The sequence below is a fragment of the Rhodanobacter sp. FW021-MT20 genome, from assembly GCF_041107475.1.
Taxonomy (GTDB): domain Bacteria; phylum Pseudomonadota; class Gammaproteobacteria; order Xanthomonadales; family Rhodanobacteraceae; genus Rhodanobacter_A; species Rhodanobacter_A glycinis.
The window spans coordinates 368,929-388,181 of the sequence record NZ_JBGBPX010000001.1; the positions used below are offsets into that span (position 1 = coordinate 368,929).

Sequence of the window (19,253 nt, forward strand, 5' to 3'; positions counted from 1 at the left end):
TTCACCCATCCTTCTCCTCATGTGGAGAGGAGAAGAAAGCCGTCAGCCCTTGCGGGGGCGACGCGACGCCGTACCCTGGTCGCCGCCGAGCAGCGAAAGCTGCAATTTCTCCAGTTCCGGCAGATCACGCTCGAGCTTCTCGATCTCTTCGCGGAAGGCCTGCACGTCCTCGAACTTGCGATACACCGAGGCGAAACGCACGTAAGCCACCTGGTCGAGCTTCTTCAACTCGCGCATCACCAGTTCGCCGACCTGACGCGAAGCCACTTCGCGTTCGCCACTGCGGCGCAGGTCGTTGATGATCTCGCGTACCGCCGTGTCCACCGCATCGCTGCTTACCGGCCGCTTCTGCAACGCACGCTCGAAGCTGATGCGCAGCTTGCGTTCGTCGAACGACTCCCGCCGCTCGCCGCTCTTGACGAGGGTGGGCAGCTTCAACTCCGCCGTCTCGAAGGTGTTGAAGCGCTCGCCGCACTGCGGACACTCACGACGACGACGAACGGTGGCACCGTCCTCGGCAAGCCGCGAATCGATCACGCGGGTGTCTTCGTGCTGGCAGAAGGGGCAATGCATGGGTCAGGAGTGAGGGTAGAGAAGTGAGGAGCGAGAGGAAAGCATCAGAAGCTGCGGCCGTCTCTCACTTCTCACTCCTCTTCACTCACTTCTCGCTCTCAGCCGTACACCGGGAATTTCTTGCACTGCGCCTCGACCTTGGCGCGCACGGCGGCGATCACCGCCTCGTCTTCCGGCGCATCGAGCACGTCGCAGATCCAGCCGGCCAGCTCCACGCAATCGGCTTCCTGGTAGCCGCGGGTGGTGACGGCGGGCGTACCCACGCGCAGACCGGAGGTGACAAAGGGTTTCTGCGGGTCGTTCGGCACGGCGTTCTTGTTGACCGTGATGTGCGCCTTGCCCAGCGCGGCTTCCGCGGCCTTGCCGGTGACGCCCTTGCCGATCATGTCGATCAGCATCAGGTGATTCTCGGTACCACCGGAAACGATCTTGTAGCCGCGCGCGATGATGGTCTTGGCCATCGCTTGCGCGTTCTTCACCACCTGCGTCTGGTAGGCCTTGAACGCCGGCTCCAGTGCTTCCTTGAACGCCACCGCCTTGGCCGCGATCACGTGCATCAGCGGGCCACCCTGGATGCCAGGGAACACGATCGACTGCAGCTTCTTCTCGATCTCCTCGCCCGCACCCTTGGCCAGGATGATGCCGCCACGCGGACCGCGCAGGGTCTTGTGCGTGGTGGAGGTGACCACGTGCGCGTGCGGCAACGGGCTCGGATACACGCCTGCGGCGACCAGACCGGCGACGTGCGCCATGTCCACGAACAGGTAGGCGCCGACCTTGTCGGCGATGGCGCGGAAACGCGCCCAGTCCATCACCTGCGAATAGGCGCTGAATCCGGCCACGATCATCTTCGGCTTGTGCTCCACGGCGAGGCGCTCGACCTCGTCCATGTCGACGATGCCGTTGTCATCCACGCCGTACTGCACGGCGTCGAGGAGCTTGCCGGAAATGTTGACCTTGGCGCCGTGGGTGAGATGGCCGCCATGCGCCAGGCTCATGCCCAGGATCTTGTCGCCCGGCTGCAGCAATGCGAAGTACACCGCCTGGTTGGCCTGCGAACCGGAATGCGGCTGCACGTTGGCGTAATCGCAATCGAACAGCTGCTTCACGCGCTCGATCGCCAGCTTCTCGGCCACGTCCACGTACTCGCAGCCACCGTAGTAGCGTTTGGACGGATAGCCTTCCGCATACTTGTTGGTGAGCTTGGAACCCTGTGCTTCCATCACCCGCGGGCTGGCGTAATTCTCCGAGGCGATCAACTCGACGTGGTCTTCCTGGCGGCGTCCTTCGTCGGCGATGGCCTTGGCCAGTTCGTCGTCATAACCGGCGATCGTGCAGTCCTTGGTGAACATTCGAGCCTCTGCGGGTGTGTGGTGGAGGTTAATCCCGAAAGTGTAGCGCCGCCGCCGGGTTGCGGCCACCGGCACCCGATTCGGCCGGTGCAACGCCGACACCATCACGTAACTGATGATCATCAGCAGCAGCCACGAACCCAGCTTGCCGGGCGGGACCATGTGCCAACCGTGCCGCTGCGCCGGATACAACCATGCGTGACTGTATGTACCGATGTTTTCGGCCCCCCAGATGAACAGCGCCACCAGCACGAAGCCCAACAGCAGCGGCATGCGCCGGTGTATCCGTCGGACCCGGTAGTGCACCTGGCAACGGCCGAACAGCACCGCCACCGCCACAAACAGCACCGGCCGGGCATCCGGAAGGTAGTGATGGGTAAAGAAATTGAGGTAGATGGCCACGGCCAGCGCCACCGTCGCCCCAAATGGCGGGTGCCGGCTGAAGCGGAAATCGAATAACCGCCAGGCACGGGCGATGTAGCTGCCCACGGCCGCGTACATGAAGCCGGTAAACAGCGGCACGCCGCCCAGTCGCAGCAGCGAGGGTTCCGGGTAGCTCCACGAGCCCACCGCGGTCTTGAACAGTTCCATCGCCGTGCCGACCACGTGGAACAGCAGGATCACCTTCGCCTCCTCGCGACTTTCCAGCCGGGCCAGCAGCAGGCCGCACTGGATCGCCACGGCGGCCAGGGTGAGGAAGTCGTAGCGGGCCAGCCACGCACCACGCGGGTACCAGCGCCAGCTCACCAGCAGCAAAGCCACCATCAGGCCGCCAAACAGGCAGGCAGAGGCCTGTTTCAGGCCAAAACAGACGAATTCATGGGCGAAGACGGCGAGTCGGCCACGCGCCATCGATCGCCCGCCCAGCCAGCGATCGAATGCCGCCAGCCGTACCCCGCCGCCCCGTTCCACGCTCCTGTTCATGTGCCCTGCCCCAGTCCGCTGAGCAGGCAGAATCACTGGCAGAGATGGCTTGTGCCGTGCGGCGGCATGGCAAAAGGCGGGCGCCGGTCGATCGCGGCAACCGCTATAATGGGGGTTTGTGCGGCACCCAGCCGGGTGCTCGCCGCAGTGCAGCCTCCGGAGTCGACATGCAGTACATCTACACCATGAACGGGGTCAGCAAGATCGTCCCGCCCAAGCGCCAGATCATCAAGGACATCTCGCTGTCGTTCTTCCCTGGCGCGAAGATCGGCCTGCTCGGCGTCAACGGCGCGGGCAAGTCCACCGTGCTGAAGATCATGGCCGGCGTGGATACCGACTTCCAGGGCGAAGCACGCGCCAACCCCGGCACCAAGGTCGGCTACCTGGCACAGGAACCGCAGCTCGATCCGGAAAAGACCGTGCGCGAAGCCGTCGAGGAAGGCGTTTCCGAAGTGCTCGACGCGCAGAAACGCCTCGAAGAGGTTTATGCGGCATACGCCGAGGAAGGCGCGGATTTCGACAAGCTGGCCAAGGAGCAGGAAGCGCTGGAGGGCATTCTTGCCGCCAACGACGCCCACGCGCTGGAGCGCCAGCTGGAAGTGGCGGCCGACGCCCTGCGCCTGCCGCCGTGGGACGCGAAGATCGGACCGCTGTCCGGCGGCGAGAAGCGCCGCGTGGCGCTGTGCCGCCTGCTGCTGTCCAAGCCGGACATGCTGCTGCTGGACGAGCCCACCAACCACCTGGACGCCGAGTCGGTGGACTGGCTGGAGCAGTTCCTGCACGACTACCCGGGCACCGTGGTGGCCGTCACCCATGACCGCTACTTCCTCGACAACGCCGCCGAGTGGATTCTCGAACTGGATCGCGGCCGCGGCATCCCGTGGAAGGGCAACTACACCGAGTGGCTGGAGCAGAAGGATCAGCGCCTGAAGCAGGAAGCGAACCAGGAGAAGTCGCGCCAGAAAGCGATCGAGAAGGAACTGGAGTGGGTGCGCTCGGCCGCCAAGGGCCGCCAGTCCAAGGGCAAGGCGCGCCTGAACCGCTTCGAGGAGCTGAACTCGGTCGAGTACCAGCACCGCAACGAGACCAACGAGATCTTCATTCCGCCGGGCGAGCGCCTGGGCCAGGAAGTGATCGAGTTCAAGAACGTCAGCAAGTCCTTCGGCGACCGCCTGCTGATCGACGACCTGTCGTTCAAGGTGCCGCCGGGCGCCATCGTCGGCGTGATCGGCCCGAACGGCGCCGGCAAATCCACCCTGATGAAACTGATCATCGGCAAGGAACAGCCGGATACCGGCGAAGTGAAGCTGGGCCATACGGTCAAGCTGGCCTACGTCGACCAGTCGCGCGCCATGCTCGACGACAAGAACAACGTGTGGCAGGAAGTGTCCGGCGGCTCGGACATCCTCACCATCGGCAACTTCGAGATCCAGTCGCGCGCCTACATCGGCCGCTTCAACTTCAAGGGCACCGACCAGCAGAAGATCGTCGGCAACCTGTCCGGCGGCGAACGCGGTCGCCTGCACCTGGCCAAGACCCTGTTGCAGGGCGGCAACGTGCTGCTGCTCGACGAACCGTCCAACGACCTGGACGTGGAAACCCTGCGCGCACTGGAAGACGCGATGCTGGAATTCCCCGGCTGCGCGATGGTGATCTCGCATGACCGCTGGTTCCTCGACCGCATCGCCACCCACATCATCGCCTTCGAAGGCGACTCGCACGTCGAATTCTTCCCCGGCAACTACAACGAGTACGAAGCCGACAAGAAGCGCCGCCTGGGCGACGAAGGCGCACGGCCGCACCGGGTGAAGTACAAGAAGCTGGCCTGACTGATGCGGGCAGGAGCGGCCGATCCGGTCGCCCTATCCATGTCGCCCTATCTATGATGAGGGAGCAGCAAATACTCCCCCTTCTGCACACCCGCTTGTAACGACCGTTTTTGTAGGAGCGCACCCTGTGCGCGAATGCTCTGGTGTCTGAGCGAAGCCAAGAGCATTCGCGCACAGGGTGCGCTCCTGCATGGTTTTCGAGCACGCTGTCCCCTCCTGCGGGAAAGGGATGCAGGCCAGCGTGATGATGCCGACCCCTACCAGCTGAAATCCGCGACCACGGGGAAGTGGTCGGACGGATAGACCTTGCCATGGTGCGTGGTGATGGTGCGGACGTCGTCGGCTTTCACGCCGCGATAGAGAATCCAGTCGATGCGGTTGGTCGCATGTCCGGTGAAACCGTGGAAGGTGCCTTCCGGGCCTTCATGCCGGGGCGCCGAGATGCGCGCGTCGTGCAGAACCTGGGTCAACACGGCATGCGTCTTGCTGTCGGGCGTGGTGTTGAAGTCGCCGGTCAGGATGAACGGCAGTGACGCCGGCAGCTTGGCCAGGCGTTTCCGGATTTCCGCGGCGCAGCGCTCGCGGATCGCGTCGGTCCGGGCGCCATCCTGATACGGGAAGTGCGTGTTGTAGTAGTAGAACGTCTTGCCGCTGCGCAAGTCCTGGAATTCCGCCCAGGTGACCATGCGCGGCATCGGCTGGCCGAAGCTCATGCTGCCCGGCTTGTCCGGCGTATCGGAAAACCAGAAGTTGCCCGACTTGAGCACTTTCAGGCGCGTGGTGTCGTAGAACACACCCATGTGCTCGTTGTCGTTCGTGTCGATCTCGTTGCCGTTGCGGCCCATGCCAAACCACTTGTAGCCGGGCAGGTGTTGCTGCAGATAGTCGCCCTGCGGCGAGAGCAGCTCCTGCGTCCCCAGGATGTCGGGGTGCTCCGAGCGGATCACCTGCACCATCAGGTCGCGGCGTTTGGGCCACGCATTGATGCCGTCCTTGGCCTCGCCGTAACGCACGTTGAAAGTCATGACACGAAGGTCATGCGTGCCCGGCGGCAGCACGGCACAGGCCATGCCCGAAGCAAGCGCGAGTCCGGATATCAGGAAAAGTCGCGGCAATAGACGCATGGTGCAGCTCCTTGTGGAGAAAAAGCGAGATGGAGAGCGTCTTCCGCCAGTGTAGGAGCCCGCTCGCGGGCGATGCCTTTCTTTCCACTCGCGGGAGCGCCAGAGCAGGAGCATCGCCCGCGAGCGGGCTCCTACTCGCGGAAGATGTCAGGTCACTGACGGACATGCCCCTGCGCCGTCATCGACGGCGGCGCATCGGCCGGGTCGGCGCCCCAGGCCTTGTTCGGTGTCGGTCCCATCGTGAGCACCAGCGTGGCGCCGTTGGCGATGTCCGACTGACTGAACCAGGGCTTGGTCCACGGCTTGCCGTTGAGCGTGGCCGACTGGATGTACTTGTTCGTGACCGAGTTGTTGCGCGCGACGATCTTGAGCACCTTGCCGTTGCCCATTTTCAGACTCATCGTGTCGAAGATCGGGCTGCCGATGATGTAATCAGGCATGGACGGATCGACCGGATAGAAGCCCATCGCGCTCAGCACGTACCACGACGATGTCGAGCCCTGGTCATCCATGCCGGGGAAGGCGTAACCGCTGGCGTCGCTGCCGTACATCTCGGTGAGGATGCGCCGTACCAGTGCCTGCGTCTTCCACGGCTGGCCGCTCCAGTCGTAGAGGTAGGCTGCCTGCTGATCGGGCTGATTGCCTTGCACGTATTGCCCGATCACGCCGGTGCAATCGCGGCAGATGCCCTTGGGCCGGTAGGGCTTGGTGAAGAACGTATCGAGCTTGGCGTTGAATGCTGCGCGTCCGCCGAGCAGGTCGATCAGGCCCTGCACGTCCTGCGGCACCAACCACAGCGTGGACCAGCCCGAGCCTTCCTTCGACATGAAGTTGTAGTACGGCTCGTCGGGATCGAACGGCGAAATCCATTTGCCGTCCGTGGTCTTGCCGCGCATGAAACCCACCGACGCGTCGAACACGTTGCGGTAGTTCGCGGCACGATCCATGAACATCTTCGCATCGGCCGTCTTGCCGAGCCGCTGCGCCATGTTGGCCATCGCGTGATCGTCCCAGGCGTATTCCAGCGTGGTGGCGACGCCGGCCTTGCCGCCGGCATACGGCGGACTGGGATTGCCCGGTGGCACGATGTCGGAGATCCAGCCGTTCTTTTCGTACTCGGCCAGGTAATGGCGCGGCCCGTTCGGGTCGGTGGCGTTCTTGCGCAGGTAGACGTACGCGGCGGCGTAGTCGAACGGAATGCCGCGCTGCCACGCGCCGTCATACAGGAACACCGCATTGTCGCCATGGAACGAGGTGTCCATGTAGCCGCGTTCGCGTGCCATGTCGAGCTCGGAGCGCATGATGTCCTGCACCACCTTCGGCTCAAGCAGCATCAGCAGCACGATCTGGTTGCGGCCGGTATCCCAGAACGGCACGGTGCCGTAGCGGTCGTACTTCGCCACCCGGACTTGGCCGTCGACGTCGGTGAACCGCTGGCCCTTGCGGGCCACCAGTCGCGGGCTGGCGAAAGATCCGTAAAGCGTGGAGTAGAACAGCATGCGCTGCTTCGGCGTGCCGCCGGTGACCTGGACGCGGTCAAACAGTTTCGCCCACGCCTCGCGCGCCTGCTTGTGCACGCGGGCGAAGTCCCAGTCCGGGTCTTCCTCGTGCAGTCGCTGCTCGGCTTCGGCGGCAGTCGGGCCATGGGCGATCTTCACCAGCACCTGCTCGCCGGCCTGCGTATCGAAGGTCACATAGGCGCCCGCGTAACTGCCCGATGTCACGCGCCGATTGGCCTGCACGTCCTTGTCGCCAATGCCCCAGTCTTCATGGCTCGGAACTGCGTGAAACGTGCCAAAACTGGCAAACGGCCGCGAGAACTCGGCGACGAACCACTCGCCCTGCTTGCCATGCCAGCCTGCGTCGACACCGCGGATGGTGCGATCGCCGACCACTTCCACGTTGCCGCCAAGGCGACGCAGGTTGATGATGACGTTGGAACGATGGCTCGCCGGAAAGGTGAAGCGCATCAGGCTGGTCCACTGCGTCGCCGTCAGTTCGACCCGGGTATGGAATGTGTTGAGCCAGACCGAGTAGTAGCCGGGCGAGGCTTTCTCGCGCGTCTTGTCGTAATACGACTGCGCGTAGTCCGGCGGCACCGTCCAGTCGCCCACCACCGGCATGATCATCGGTTCGGCGCCACCGCCGTAGGTCGAACCGCCACCGCCGGTGAAACCGATCATCGTCGGGTTGGGATAGTAGTAAGGCGTGCCCACGCCGGTGGGATAGCTGAGATCGAGATTGTTGTTGACCGGCGCCGCCTCGACCGCACTGTGCGGCAAACGCGCGCCCGGCGAATCCATGCCCGAATACAGCGGCTCGCCCGGAGGCGGCGCATTGCCGATCAGTGACTGCTTGTCCAGCGGCGCGGTGCCCACCAATGGGTTGGCTTCGTCGACGGACTGCATCGCCTGCGGCGATCCCTTGTCGTCATGCGCATGAATCGCACTCGCGCCGCCCAAGGCGAAGAGCACCAGCATGGCTGCCAACGCGCTGGAGCGATTGCGGATCGATGACGTGCGGCAACGGGGGTTCGCTGCAGATGTGTTCATGGTTTTTCCGGTGGGAAGATGGAGGTGTGCCCTTCTCCATGCATGGGCCCGGAGCCGACGCATGGCGGCCGGAGACTGCGGCGGATGACGCGCAGACCGGGTCGGGATACGTGGGCCATTTTTCATCGAGCCGTCCGCTCGATGCCTTGCCGGTATGCCGGGCCTCCCCCATGGGAGGCCCGGCATCCGCGCGAGGTCAGGGGGGAGGGCCTGACCCCGCGCCCGCGCCTTGCTACTTACTTGCCATCGCCAAACTTGTACGTGACGCCCACGTAGTACTGGCGTCCGGCGTATTCCAGCTGGTTCAGTCGCGCCGAGGTATCGCCACCCAGGTAGGAGCGCTCCAGGGACTTCGTCAGGTTGATGATCGACGCGGTCACCGTGAAGTGCTTGTTGAACTCGTAGTCACCGTTCAGATCGATCTGGTGGTACGGCCGCGTATAGACCGGCAGACCCGACGACAGACCCTGCATGGTGCGGCCCGTCCAGTTCTCGGAGGCACGCAGCAGCAGGCCGTTCTTCTGATAGAACAGCGACACGTTCGCCGCGTACTTGGCGCTGCCGATCAGCTCCGACTTGCCCACCTGCGTATCACCCAGCGAAACCGGCGTCTCGCTGGTCTTGTTGAGAGTGTAGTTGGCGATGTAGCCAAAGCCCGACTCGTAGGTGTGCTGCGTGTAGAGCTCCACACCCTTGGACGTGCCCGAACGGCCATTGGCGTTGGTGCTGTACTGCAGGAAGTTCTGCTGCGTGCCGCCCACATCCACGTTGATGTTGTTGACGGTGACCGGCACGACGAAGTTCTTCACCTTCTTCTGGAACAGGTCCACGCCGATGACGGACTCCGGCGCGTAGTACCACTCGCCCGCCAGGTCGAACTGGGTGGCGGTGAACGGCTTCAGGTCAGCATTGGCGCCGCTGCCGTACCAGCCCGGAGGCGGTGCGCCGAACTGGCTGCGATCGTTGTAGTAGGCCTGCGTGTTGTTGGTCAGGCTGCCCAGCTGGGCCAGGTCGGTGTAGTTGGCGCGGGCCATCGCCTGCGAACCGGCGGCACGGATCACGAAGTTGTTCGGCAGCGTCCAGGCGATGTTGAAGCTGGGCAACAGCTTGTTGTACCGCTTGCTGGTGGTCGCGTTGGTGAACGACTGGATCACCGACTGTTCGCGCGGCAGATACTGGAAGTCACCCGGTGCGCACGGTCCGCCACCGGCGTTCACGCCACTGGCCGGGCAGATCAGGATGTTGCCGCTCGCATCGTGGTAATACACCGCATTGTTGGTGGTGATCTCGTCGGCCACCGTGAGGTCCTGCTGCGTGCTGACGAAACGCAGGCCGACATTGCCACGCAACGAATCCGTGGCGAAGTTCGCCTGGACGTAGGCCGCGGCAATCTTCTCCTGGATCGACGACTTGTTTTCGGGGTGGTTGTAGAGCACCCGATCGTAGGTCGAGTTGAGGTGGTTGTAGTAAGCCGGGAAATTGATCGCCGGGAAGAGGTTGTCGTTGAAGGCCTCGTTGTTGCCATTCAGCGCATTCGGCAGCAGGAAGCCCGCCGGCAACTGGCCGGCATTCGGGTCGCAGGTCTGGAACTGCAGCGTGGTGCCCTTGCAGTACCAGCGCAATTCGTTGCTCTGCTGTTCGGCGTGGTTGTCGCGGTACTTCACGCCAAACTGCAGCGATTGCATCCAGCTGTCGTCGAAGGCCCAGGTGAAGTCTGCCTGGGCGAAGTTCTGCGAGGTGCTGGTGTTGACCATGCCGGAGCCGGTCGAGCCCAGATCCACCTGTCCCTGGCCTGCCAGCATGTTCTGCAACACGTTGGGCGAGACCATGATGGTCGGCTTGCCATTCAGCGTCCATGCGGCGCCGGTGCTGCCGTCCACCCACTGGCCGTTGACGAAGTTGCGCGGCTTGGCGGCCATGCCCAGCTCGATCGACGGGCCGCCGGTTGCCCAGGTGCGGCCGACGTTGAACGTGGCGCTGAGGTTGCCACTGCCGTCCCACTCGCCTTCGAGGTTGACGGTCTGCGACGTCGCCTTTTCAACCGAGTAATTGCCGTTGAGCCATGGAATCTCGGTGGAGCAGACATTCACCGCCTGGCGCTGTGCGCCGGTGCTGGGATTCGTCGTCGCGTTGCAGCCGACGCCGGCCGGCGGCAACACGTAATTGGCGCCGGTGACCACGGTGCCCGACGGATCGAAAGTCAGGCCGTTCGGCGCAAGCAGGCGGCCTTGCTGGTCGGTGTAATCGTGGTTGCTGGGCAGGCCCCACTCGGGCACTTCCAGGGTATTGGTGATCTGTGTCTGCTGATGCTGGAAGCGGAAGTAGTTGCCGGTCAGCAGGAAATGGTCGGTGGGCTTGAACTGCACCGTGGCCTGCAGGCCCTTGGTCTTCAGGCTCAACTGGTTCTGGCTGGTGCTGAACTGCTGCGGCATCCAGTAACCCGAGTAGACCTTGCCGGACTGGTCGACCACGCCACCACCCGGCCACAGGGCCAGGTTGGGCGCCACGTCGGGCCCGTACGGCTGGCCGCTGACGTTGGTCGGCGGCGCGGTGCAGCTCGCGTAGTCGGTGCAGTTGTTCGACCACCAGTGCCAGCTCGACGCATTGGCCGTGTAATCGGTGTCGTGACGCTCCTGGTACGAGCCGGCGACCAGGAAGCCGAACGTCTCGTCCTTGTTTTTCCAGGACCACAAGGCGGATACCTGCGGCTTGATCTTGCTGTTGTTGTCGGCACCCGCGCCATTGACGGAGACGAAACCGTCATTGGCGGCCATCTCCAGCGGACGGCGTGTGCGCAAGTCGACATTGCCGCCGATGCCGCCTTCGTCCAGACGTGCTTCCAGGCTCTTGTAGAGCTTGATGTCCGAGAACATGTTGGCCGGCATCAGGGTGTAATTGAACGAACGCGTCAGGCCGGACGAGGTGTCGGCCGAAGCCACGTAGTTGCCGTTCAATTCGGTCAGCGTGAGCTCAGGCGCCAGGCCGCGGATGCTGACCGTCTTGCCTTCGCCGGATTCGCGCGTGATGACCACGCCAGGTACGTGGGCCAGCGCGTCGGCAATGTTCTTGGCCGGGAACTGCGATATGTTCTGCGCGTTGATGACCTCGACGATCGAGTTCGAATAGCGCTTGTCCTGCAGGTTCTGATCGATCGACTGGCGATAGCCCGTGACGATGACCGCTGCGAGCTCGGTCGGATTGTTGGCGCCGTTGCCCTTTTTCTTGCCGGCCTTCTTTTTTGCGTTCGCGCTGTCCGATGCCTGCGTCTGCGGCGACGTGGTCGCAGGCGTCGCGGCAGGCGTGGCGGGCTGCGCGGCAAAGGCAACCTCGGGCACACCCAGATAGCCGCCGAATGACAAGGTCACCAGGGCGAGCGCGGTATACAACGGCTTGCGGGTAGAAACATGCAGCAGGTCAGTCATGTTGTTTGATCCCCATTTGATGTGCGTTCTTCCGGATTCGATGCGGTGATCCCCCGTTTGATCACATGCAACTGGAAGCGTGATTCTTGCGGTTGTTGCCTTGCTTTTTTCATGAAGTTGGATCGATCTAAATTTTACCCACCAGCGCTCCGGCGGCTCAGCATCGACACCGGATGTTTCAGGACCGCGCTTGCGCGACGGCGAATGATCGGCCTGGGTGCAGGAAAAGCCGCTGGCGGTCGTCCGCTGCGCCACCGGAAGCGACGGCAGGCATCGCGATCCACATCCGTACACGGGTCGTGTCCGGGCGTGCCATCGCGAAAATGCGGGCGAATTCAGGTTTCATGCGGCTTTCCACCTCTCCTCGAATCTGTCTGGCGGAAAGTCGTGGCCATGGCGACACGCGTCGGCGTGCCCTGCCCCTCCCCACCTCGGACCGATCCAGCCATGCGAGTCTTTCGGACTGCGGCATGATCTGGATCACGATAAATTTGGATCGATCTAAGCTCCCTGGAGCCAATTAGTACGCCGACGGCGAAAGATGTCACGCTGCGGCGCAAAAAAACCGGAACCCCATGCGGAAACCGGATACATCCGCGAAGGGCTGATCCACCGAAGATGACCGTAGGAAGCCACCTTGACGGCCATCAGTGGCTGCAGCCACCGTTTCGCCGATCATCGCCGACGGCCGGCGAAACGGACGTCGCCGCGGCACCGTGCAGGGCAAACATCCGCGTATAGGCCCGTTGGACGGGAGTTCACACACCCTTCGGGGACCTTGCACAGGGCCCGGGCACGTCCACGCACCCGCCAGGCGAAGGAGCACGCGAACGGGCCGCTTCGCTAGACTATACGGCCCGTTCCCTGCCGGAGATCCATGCGATGCGCTTCCACGACACCCTGCAAAAGCGCTGGCGCGAGCATGGCACCCTGGTCTGCGTGGGCCTGGATCCGGAACCGGCGAAATTCCCCGCCCACCTGCGAAATGCGCCGGATGCGGTGTTCGATTTCTGTGCCGCCATTGTCGATGCCACCGCCGACCTGGCCTGCACGTTCAAGCCGCAGATCGCGCATTTCGCCGCCTTGCGCGCCGAAGACGTGCTGGAACGGCTGATTGCGCATATCCACGAACACCACCCGGATGTACCGGTGATCCTGGACGCCAAGCGCGGCGACATCGGCAGCACCGCAAAGCATTACGCCAGCGAGGCATTCGAGCGCTACCAGGCCGATGCGGTGACGCTGAACCCGTATCTCGGTCGCGACTCGATCCAGCCGTTCCTCGATCATGCCGACAAGGGCGTGATCCTGCTCTGCCGCACATCCAATCCCGGCGGCGCGGATTTCCAGGCACTCGATTGCGGCGGCGCGCCGTTGTACCTGCGCGTGGCCGAAACCATCGCCCGCGACTGGAATGCGAATGGCAATTGCGCGCTGGTCACCGGCGCCACCTGGCCGGAAGAACTGGGCGAAGTCCGCGCCCGCGTCGGTGACATGCCGCTGCTGGTACCCGGCATCGGTGCCCAGGGCGGCGACGTGGAAGCCGTGCTGCGCCATGGCCTCACCGCCGATGGCACCGGCCTGATGATCAGCTCGTCGCGCGCCATTCTCTATGCCGGAAGTGGCGAGGATTTCGCCACGGCGGCACGCGCGGCGGCACAAACGCTACGCGACACGATCAACCGGCACCGCCACGGCTGAACAATCGGCGACAGCTGCTGCGATCAGCTCTCCACGATCCGCGCAGCCTGCAGTGACTTGGCCTTCTGATCCAGCGTATCGGCCGCATCCAGCAGTGCGCGCGCAAAGCTGCGCACTTCGCCGGGACGCAAGGCATACCAGCGTTCCGCCACCGCCTTGGCATCGTGGCTCGTGCGCGAAACGCAGTGCGGCCGGAAGATGACCATGCCGCTCAATGATTCGGAGCTGATGTCGGCTGAAACGATCCGCACGTGGTTGACGTCATCTTTTTTCATTGCGGAGACCTTCGTTCATGCCAGTCCCTGCAGACTACGCCGTGCAGCGGTCCAATGCGCGTTGCATATGCCCGAAAACCCGAAATACCTGGCTGCCTTGCCCGAAATCTTCGCCTGCGTTCAGTGAGCCGGCCGGCGACTTCCGGCAGGGGGCTGGCGCCTGCTGAAATCGACGACACCCGGGGCATGCGATCAGCCGATCATTCCAGCGCGAATATCCGCTCGTCCGATCGCACCGGCGAAACGCGGTACGCGCGACATGTTGATCCACGCCACGACCAGGTCCGATCACCACCAAGCGGCCCAATGGCCTCAGCGCGCGTGTACCCAGTACACCTCGATCCCCTTGGCATGGTCGTCGGCACGATGTCCCGTGCGCCGGTCCACCACCACGCCCCAGGTCGAGCGAGGCACGCCGGCCTTCAGCTGGTCGACGCGCACATGCTCGTCGCGGGGAATGACGAAATCAGCCTCGATCACCATTACCTTGCCGCGCTCGAACACCAGCGTGGCGGGCCGGCCCGTGCCGGCGCCCCAGCCCACGTGCAGCTCGCACGCCACCGGTGAAAACACGCCGCGATTGTCCAGGCTCCAGCCTTCGGTCTTGCTGAGCAGCGATTGCAACTGGGGGTCGCTCCAGTCGACGCTGCTGCCTACCACGGGTTTGTCAAAACGGCTCATGTTCGATGCGACTCCCTTTGAAAGCCACGAAAGCCGGCCGCCCGATGTCCAGCGAAGCGGTCAGCATGTGCCCCCCGAATGCTGCCAAGCCCGGAACGCTGCTCAGTCGTCCGCCGGCAACTGTCCCGGAAACAACACGTCGGTAAAACCAAACTTCGCGAAGTCGGTGATGCGCGACGGATACAACCGACCGATCAGGTGGTCGCATTCATGCTGCACCACGCGGGCATGGAAGCCTTCGGCGGTGCGATCGATCTTCGCGCCTTTCGGATCGAGGCCCTGGTAGCGGATCAAGGTGTAGCGACTCACCGCACCACGCAGCCCGGGCACCGAAAGACAGCCTTCCCAACCTTCTTCCATGTCCTGCGAAAGCGGGGTGATGGCGGGATTGAGCAGGATCGTCTGCGGCACTTCGGGCGCGTCGGGATAGCGCTCGGAATGCTCGAAACCGAAGATCACCAGCTGCAGATCCACGCCGATCTGCGGCGCGGCCAGGCCCACGCCGTCGGCAGCGTGCATGGTGTCGAACATGTCGGCGATCAACGCGTCCAGTTCGGCGCTGCCGATCATCGCATCGGGTACCGGTGGCGCCACGCGCAGCAGGCGCGGGTCACCCATTTTCAGGATCTCGCGAATCATCGGAACCTCGTCGTGCGCGGGTGGGGACTTCGTTGACTTTAGCCGGAACGGCGTCATGCCGGCGTACTGATCCGTGAACGCCCGGCCGTACAGGTGCAGGAACCCGTAGGAGCCCGCTCGCGGGCGATGCTCTTGCTCTGGCGCTCCCGTAAGCGGAAAACAAAAACATCGCCCGCGAGCGGGCTCCTGCACAGATCGCTATGTGACGTCGCGATCCGTTCAGCCGCCGCCGAACACCTTCTTCAACAGGTCGGTGCTGCGGGCGGCGGGATTGTCGCGAATGGATTTTTCCTGCTCGCCGATGGTGGTGAACAGGCCATCGATGGTCTTTTCGGTCACGTAGTCATCCAGGTCCAGCGGACTGTTGCTCTTGCTTCCGTGATGTCCACCCAACGCACCGAGCATCCCGCCCAGTGCGCCGCCACCGACACCACCGGTGCTGGCGGTGAGCGCCTTGTACTTTTCGGTGGCGCCGACGCTGTTGGTGGCCTTGTCCACGATCGGCCTGATGCGTGCCGTGAGCGCCGGACCGGCCACGCGGCGGAAGTAGTCGGTGGCCGCGTGATCGCCGCCACCGAGAATCCCGCGCGCATCGCTCAAGGTCATCTTGCGAATCGCATCGCCGAAGATGTCTGCCACTTGCGGCACGGCTTTTTCCGCGGCGCGATTGAGGCTCAACTCGAACGCATCCACCTTGGCACCCATGCCCATCTTGCGCGCCAGGCTGGCAACTTGCTCCAGCTTGCCGGGCAGCGGAATACGTACTTTCGGGTTGTTCCAGAAGCCGTTGTTGCGACCCAGGCTGTTGATCGCGTTGGTGGTGCCTTTCGCCAAAGCCTCCTTGAGACCGGCGGCGATGTCGCTGGTGGGCAGATTGGCGCCAGCCTGCGAATTGTCGGAGAGATGAGTCGCCTGTTTGGCCCTGTTGAGCAGGTCCTTGAACTGGGTACCCGAGGCAGCCACCGGCAAGGTGACGGCAGCGAGCAAAATCAGGCACGGAAGGTGACGCGGACGGATGCGCATGACGCGGGCTCCTGCAGGTCAAGGTGGACCCAGTGTATGCCGTGATCCGCCCTGCCGGCACCATTCCGGCGCCACCGGCATTCGACCAATGGCTAACGCTCTTGCCATTGACCCCCTGCCACGCGGAGGGGGACTCTTGCGGGGAGTTCCCGGGGAGATCCCTCATGCACAGTGCAACAGTCAAAACCAGTCCGGCGGGGAAGATCCTCTGGGCTGCCATCGCCATCGTCGGTGCGTTCTGCCTCGGCGTGGTCGCGCTGCGTCGCGGCGAGCCGATCAACGCCATCTGGCTGGTCGCCGCCGCCATCGCGGTGTTCGTGATCGGCTACCGCTTCTACGGCAAGTTCGTCGAATACTCCGTCCTGAAGATGGACCCCACCCGCGCACCACCCTCGGTGTTGCGCAACGACGGCCTGGACTACGTGCCCACCGACAAGTGGGTGGTGTTCGGCCACCACTTCGCCGCCATCGCGGGCGCCGGTCCACTGGTCGGCCCGGTACTGGCCGCGCAGATGGGTTATCTGCCCGGCACGCTGTGGATCCTGTTCGGCGTGGTGTTTGCCGGTGCGGTGCAGGACTTCATGATCCTCGGCCTGTCGCTGCGTCGCGACGGCCGCTCGCTGGGCCACATGCTGCGCGAGGAACTGGGGCCAGCCCCCGGCATCGTCGCGATGATCGGCGTGCTGGTGCTGATGATGATCGTGCTGGCGGTGCTGGCGCTGGTCGTGGTGAAAGCACTCACGCACAGCCCGTGGGGCACCTTCACCGTGGCCGCGACGATTCCGATCGCGTTCCTGATGGGCGCCTACCTGCGCTGGGTGCGGCCGGGCCGCATTCTCGAAGTGTCGATCGTCGGCCTGGTGCTGTTGCTGCTGTCGATCTGGGGCGGCAAGTACATCGCCGACTCGGCCACGCTGGCACCGATCTTCGACATGGACGCGAAGTCGCTGGCCTGGTGGCTGATCGGTTACGGTTTCATCGCCTCGGTGTTGCCGGTATGGCTGCTGCTGGCGCCGCGCGATTACCTGTCCACCTTCCTGAAGATCGGCACCATCGCGCTGCTGGCGCTGGCGATCTTCCTCGCCGCGCCGATGCTGCGCTTGCCGGCGGTGACCCAGTTCATCGACGGCAGCGGCCCGGTGTTCAAGGGCAACCTGTTCCCGTTCCTGTTCATCACCATCGCCTGCGGCGCGGTGTCGGGCTGGCATTCGATCATCGCCTCGGGCACCACGCCCAAGCTGCTGGCGAATGAAGGCCAGGCGCGCATGGTGGGTTACGGCGGCATGCTGTGCGAAGCCTTCGTGGCGATCATGGCACTGGTCGCCGCCGCCTCGCTGCACCCGGGCGTGTACTTCGCGATGAACTCGCCCAGCGCGATCATCGGCACCACCGTGGAACATGCCGCCGCCACGATCAGCCAGTGGGGCTTCGTGGTCACTCCGGCCGACCTGATCCAGACCGCCAAGGACGTGGGCGAGCACAGCATCTTGAGCCGCGCCGGCGGTGCGCCGACGCTGGCGGTGGGCATGGCCCAACTGCTGCACAACGTGATTCCCGGCGAAGGCATGATGGCGTTCTGGTACCACTACGCGATCCTGTTCGAAGCGCTGTTCATCCTCACCACGGTGGACGCCGGCACGCGCGTGGGCCGCTTCATGATCCAGGAGATCGCCGGCCTGGTGCACAAGCCGCTGCAGGAAACCAGCTCGCTGGCCGGCAACCTGCTGGCCACCGCCATCTGCGTGGCGTTGTGGGGCTACTTCCTGTACCAGGGCGCGGTCGATCCGCTGGGCGGCATCAACACGCTGTGGCCGCTGTTCGGCATCGCCAACCAGATGCTGGCCGCGATTGCGCTGATGCTGGCCACCGTGGTGGTGGTGAAACTCAAGCGTGAGCGCTTCGCATGGGTGCCGGGCATCCCGGCGATCTGGCTGATCGTGTGCACGCTAGCCGCCGGCTGGGAAAAACTCAGCGGCCCGATCAGCTTCACCGCCGCCGCCAACAAGTACTCGGCCGCGCTGCAGAACGGCCAGTTGCTGGCCCCGGCCAAGACCCCGGCCGCGATGCAGCAGATCGTCACCAACAACTACGTGGACATGGCGCTGACCGGCCTGTTCATGGCCCTGATCGTGGCGATGGTGCTGTTCAGCCTGCGGGCGCTGGTCAAGGCCTGGCAGACCAACCACCCGACCGCCCACGAGGAACCCTACGTGGCGCTGGACAGCGTGGCGGCTACCATGGGCGCGAGCCACTGAGGACGACGCGATGAACGCGAGCTTCCAGTCCGTGCGCAAGTGGGCGGTGCAAACCGCCCGCCTGTGCTGCGGCGTACCCGACTACGACGTCTACGTGAAGCACCTGCGCGAGCATCATCCCGAGCGCACGGTGCCTACCTACGCGGAGTTCTTTCGCGAGCGGCAGGAGGCGCGATACAAGGGGGGCGGCGGACGCTGCTGCTGAACCCGTGTTGACCCGAGGCCACGCCGACACGCTCGGCGTGGCCTTTGATTTTTGCCGAGCCGGTCCGCGCCGCCCTCCGCCCCTGCCATTGCGCACTGGCCATTCATCCACCAGCGCGGACAATGGAAACTTCGATCCACGTCACTCCGATTCCGCATGTCCGAGTTCGAAACCACTGCCACTGCCCGTTCCATCACGCAGACGGCACCCGCCTCGCCACACCGCGCCGGCCTGCGCGTCATCGCCTTCTACGAGATCATCAAGACGCTCTGCCTGTTGCTGGTGGCTGCGGCGGCATTCCATCTTGATCACGCGGAAAACTTCGAGCATATGGTGCACTGGCTGGAACACCTGCCGCTGACCGACAGCAGTGGCCTGCGCTGGAAGCTGGTGTCGACGCTGGTGGATTTCGGACCGAGCAAGTTCGTGGCGGTGGGTCTGGTGACGCTGGGCTATGCCGTGCTGTTCGGCATCGAAGGCGTAGGCCTGCTGATGGGCAAGTACTGGGCGGAATGGTTCACCGTGATCGCCACCGCCTCGCTGATTCCGCTGGAACTGTACGAAACCTTGCACCGCTTCGGCTGGCTCAAGCTGGCCGCACTGGTCGGCAACGTGGCGATCGTGGTGTACCTGGTGCGCGTGGCCATGCAGACCCGGGCGATGCGCCGCATGCAATGAGCCCGATGCGATGAACCGAG

Annotated in this window: 15 protein-coding genes and 1 pseudogene; 5 read left to right on the forward strand and 11 right to left on the reverse strand. The window is 64.1% G+C overall.

Going from position 1 to position 19,253, the window contains the following annotated elements:
• Nucleotides 1-42 precede the first annotated feature (42 nt).
• From nrdR to AB7849_RS01880, 3 genes and pseudogenes are all read right to left on the reverse strand, one after another.
• On the reverse strand, nt 43-573 hold the full coding sequence (nrdR, locus tag AB7849_RS01870) for a transcriptional regulator NrdR (protein WP_037101497.1): 531 nt from the start codon (nt 571-573) through the stop codon (nt 43-45).
• Between the two features lie 98 nt (nt 574-671).
• Nucleotides 672-1,925, reverse strand: coding sequence for a serine hydroxymethyltransferase (gene glyA / locus AB7849_RS01875; protein ID WP_008214461.1), 1,254 nt, complete (start codon nt 1,923-1,925; stop codon nt 672-674).
• A gap of 120 nt (nt 1,926-2,045) precedes the next feature.
• Nucleotides 2,046-2,849, reverse strand: a pseudogene (locus AB7849_RS01880) (DUF817 domain-containing protein); the annotation flags it as partial.
• Nucleotides 2,850-3,016: 167 nt separating this feature from the next.
• Here AB7849_RS01880 and ettA point away from each other — a divergent pair.
• Entirely contained in the window at nt 3,017-4,678 is a 1,662-nt protein-coding gene (ettA, locus tag AB7849_RS01885) for an energy-dependent translational throttle protein EttA (RefSeq protein ID WP_147627921.1), read from the forward strand.
• A 257-nt stretch (nt 4,679-4,935) separates the two neighbouring features.
• On the opposite strand, the gene AB7849_RS01890 is transcribed toward ettA, so the two are convergent.
• The 4 genes from AB7849_RS01890 to AB7849_RS01905 form a co-directional block, all read right to left on the reverse strand.
• The gene (locus AB7849_RS01890) at nt 4,936-5,802 is read right to left on the reverse strand and encodes an endonuclease/exonuclease/phosphatase family protein (protein WP_037101851.1); all 867 of its coding nucleotides are present in this window, start codon (nt 5,800-5,802) and stop codon (nt 4,936-4,938) included.
• A gap of 152 nt (nt 5,803-5,954) precedes the next feature.
• Nucleotides 5,955-8,354, reverse strand: a complete 2,400-nt coding sequence (locus AB7849_RS01895; RefSeq protein WP_037101848.1) for a GH92 family glycosyl hydrolase — start codon at nt 8,352-8,354, stop codon at nt 5,955-5,957.
• A 236-nt stretch (nt 8,355-8,590) separates the two neighbouring features.
• On the reverse strand, nt 8,591-11,776 hold the full coding sequence (locus AB7849_RS01900) for a TonB-dependent receptor (protein ID WP_008215257.1): 3,186 nt from the start codon (nt 11,774-11,776) through the stop codon (nt 8,591-8,593).
• A 178-nt stretch (nt 11,777-11,954) separates the two neighbouring features.
• The gene (locus AB7849_RS01905) at nt 11,955-12,122 is read right to left on the reverse strand and encodes a hypothetical protein (RefSeq protein ID WP_157618197.1); all 168 of its coding nucleotides are present in this window, start codon (nt 12,120-12,122) and stop codon (nt 11,955-11,957) included.
• A gap of 536 nt (nt 12,123-12,658) precedes the next feature.
• Between AB7849_RS01905 and pyrF the strand changes: the two genes are divergently transcribed.
• The gene (gene pyrF / locus AB7849_RS01910; RefSeq protein WP_008215256.1) at nt 12,659-13,477 is read left to right on the forward strand and encodes an orotidine-5'-phosphate decarboxylase; all 819 of its coding nucleotides are present in this window, start codon (nt 12,659-12,661) and stop codon (nt 13,475-13,477) included.
• 23 nt (nt 13,478-13,500) lie between these two features.
• Here the strand turns inward: pyrF and AB7849_RS01915 are convergent, their stop codons facing one another.
• The 4 genes from AB7849_RS01915 to AB7849_RS01930 form a co-directional block, all read right to left on the reverse strand.
• Nucleotides 13,501-13,752 carry a hypothetical protein gene (locus tag AB7849_RS01915; RefSeq protein WP_008215254.1) on the reverse strand — a complete coding sequence of 84 codons (252 nt, stop codon included), beginning with the start codon at nt 13,750-13,752 and terminating at the stop codon, nt 13,501-13,503.
• 312 nt (nt 13,753-14,064) lie between these two features.
• Nucleotides 14,065-14,433, reverse strand: coding sequence for a hypothetical protein (locus tag AB7849_RS01920; protein WP_008215252.1), 369 nt, complete (start codon nt 14,431-14,433; stop codon nt 14,065-14,067).
• A 102-nt stretch (nt 14,434-14,535) separates the two neighbouring features.
• Nucleotides 14,536-15,072, reverse strand: a complete 537-nt coding sequence (gene def / locus AB7849_RS01925; RefSeq protein WP_008215250.1) for a peptide deformylase — start codon at nt 15,070-15,072, stop codon at nt 14,536-14,538.
• A 219-nt stretch (nt 15,073-15,291) separates the two neighbouring features.
• A complete protein-coding gene (locus AB7849_RS01930) occupies nt 15,292-16,095 on the reverse strand; it encodes a DUF4197 domain-containing protein (protein ID WP_008215249.1) in 804 nt (267 codons plus the stop codon).
• Nucleotides 16,096-16,259: 164 nt separating this feature from the next.
• Between AB7849_RS01930 and AB7849_RS01935 the strand changes: the two genes are divergently transcribed.
• The 3 genes from AB7849_RS01935 (at nt 16,260) to AB7849_RS01945 (ending at nt 19,233) form a co-directional block, all read left to right on the forward strand.
• Nucleotides 16,260-18,350 carry a carbon starvation CstA family protein gene (locus AB7849_RS01935; protein ID WP_008215247.1) on the forward strand — a complete coding sequence of 697 codons (2,091 nt, stop codon included), beginning with the start codon at nt 16,260-16,262 and terminating at the stop codon, nt 18,348-18,350.
• A 10-nt stretch (nt 18,351-18,360) separates the two neighbouring features.
• Nucleotides 18,361-18,555 carry a YbdD/YjiX family protein gene (locus AB7849_RS01940; protein ID WP_008215244.1) on the forward strand — a complete coding sequence of 65 codons (195 nt, stop codon included), beginning with the start codon at nt 18,361-18,363 and terminating at the stop codon, nt 18,553-18,555.
• Between the two features lie 156 nt (nt 18,556-18,711).
• Nucleotides 18,712-19,233 carry a DUF2127 domain-containing protein gene (locus AB7849_RS01945; protein WP_008215242.1) on the forward strand — a complete coding sequence of 174 codons (522 nt, stop codon included), beginning with the start codon at nt 18,712-18,714 and terminating at the stop codon, nt 19,231-19,233.
• Nucleotides 19,234-19,253 lie beyond the last annotated feature (20 nt).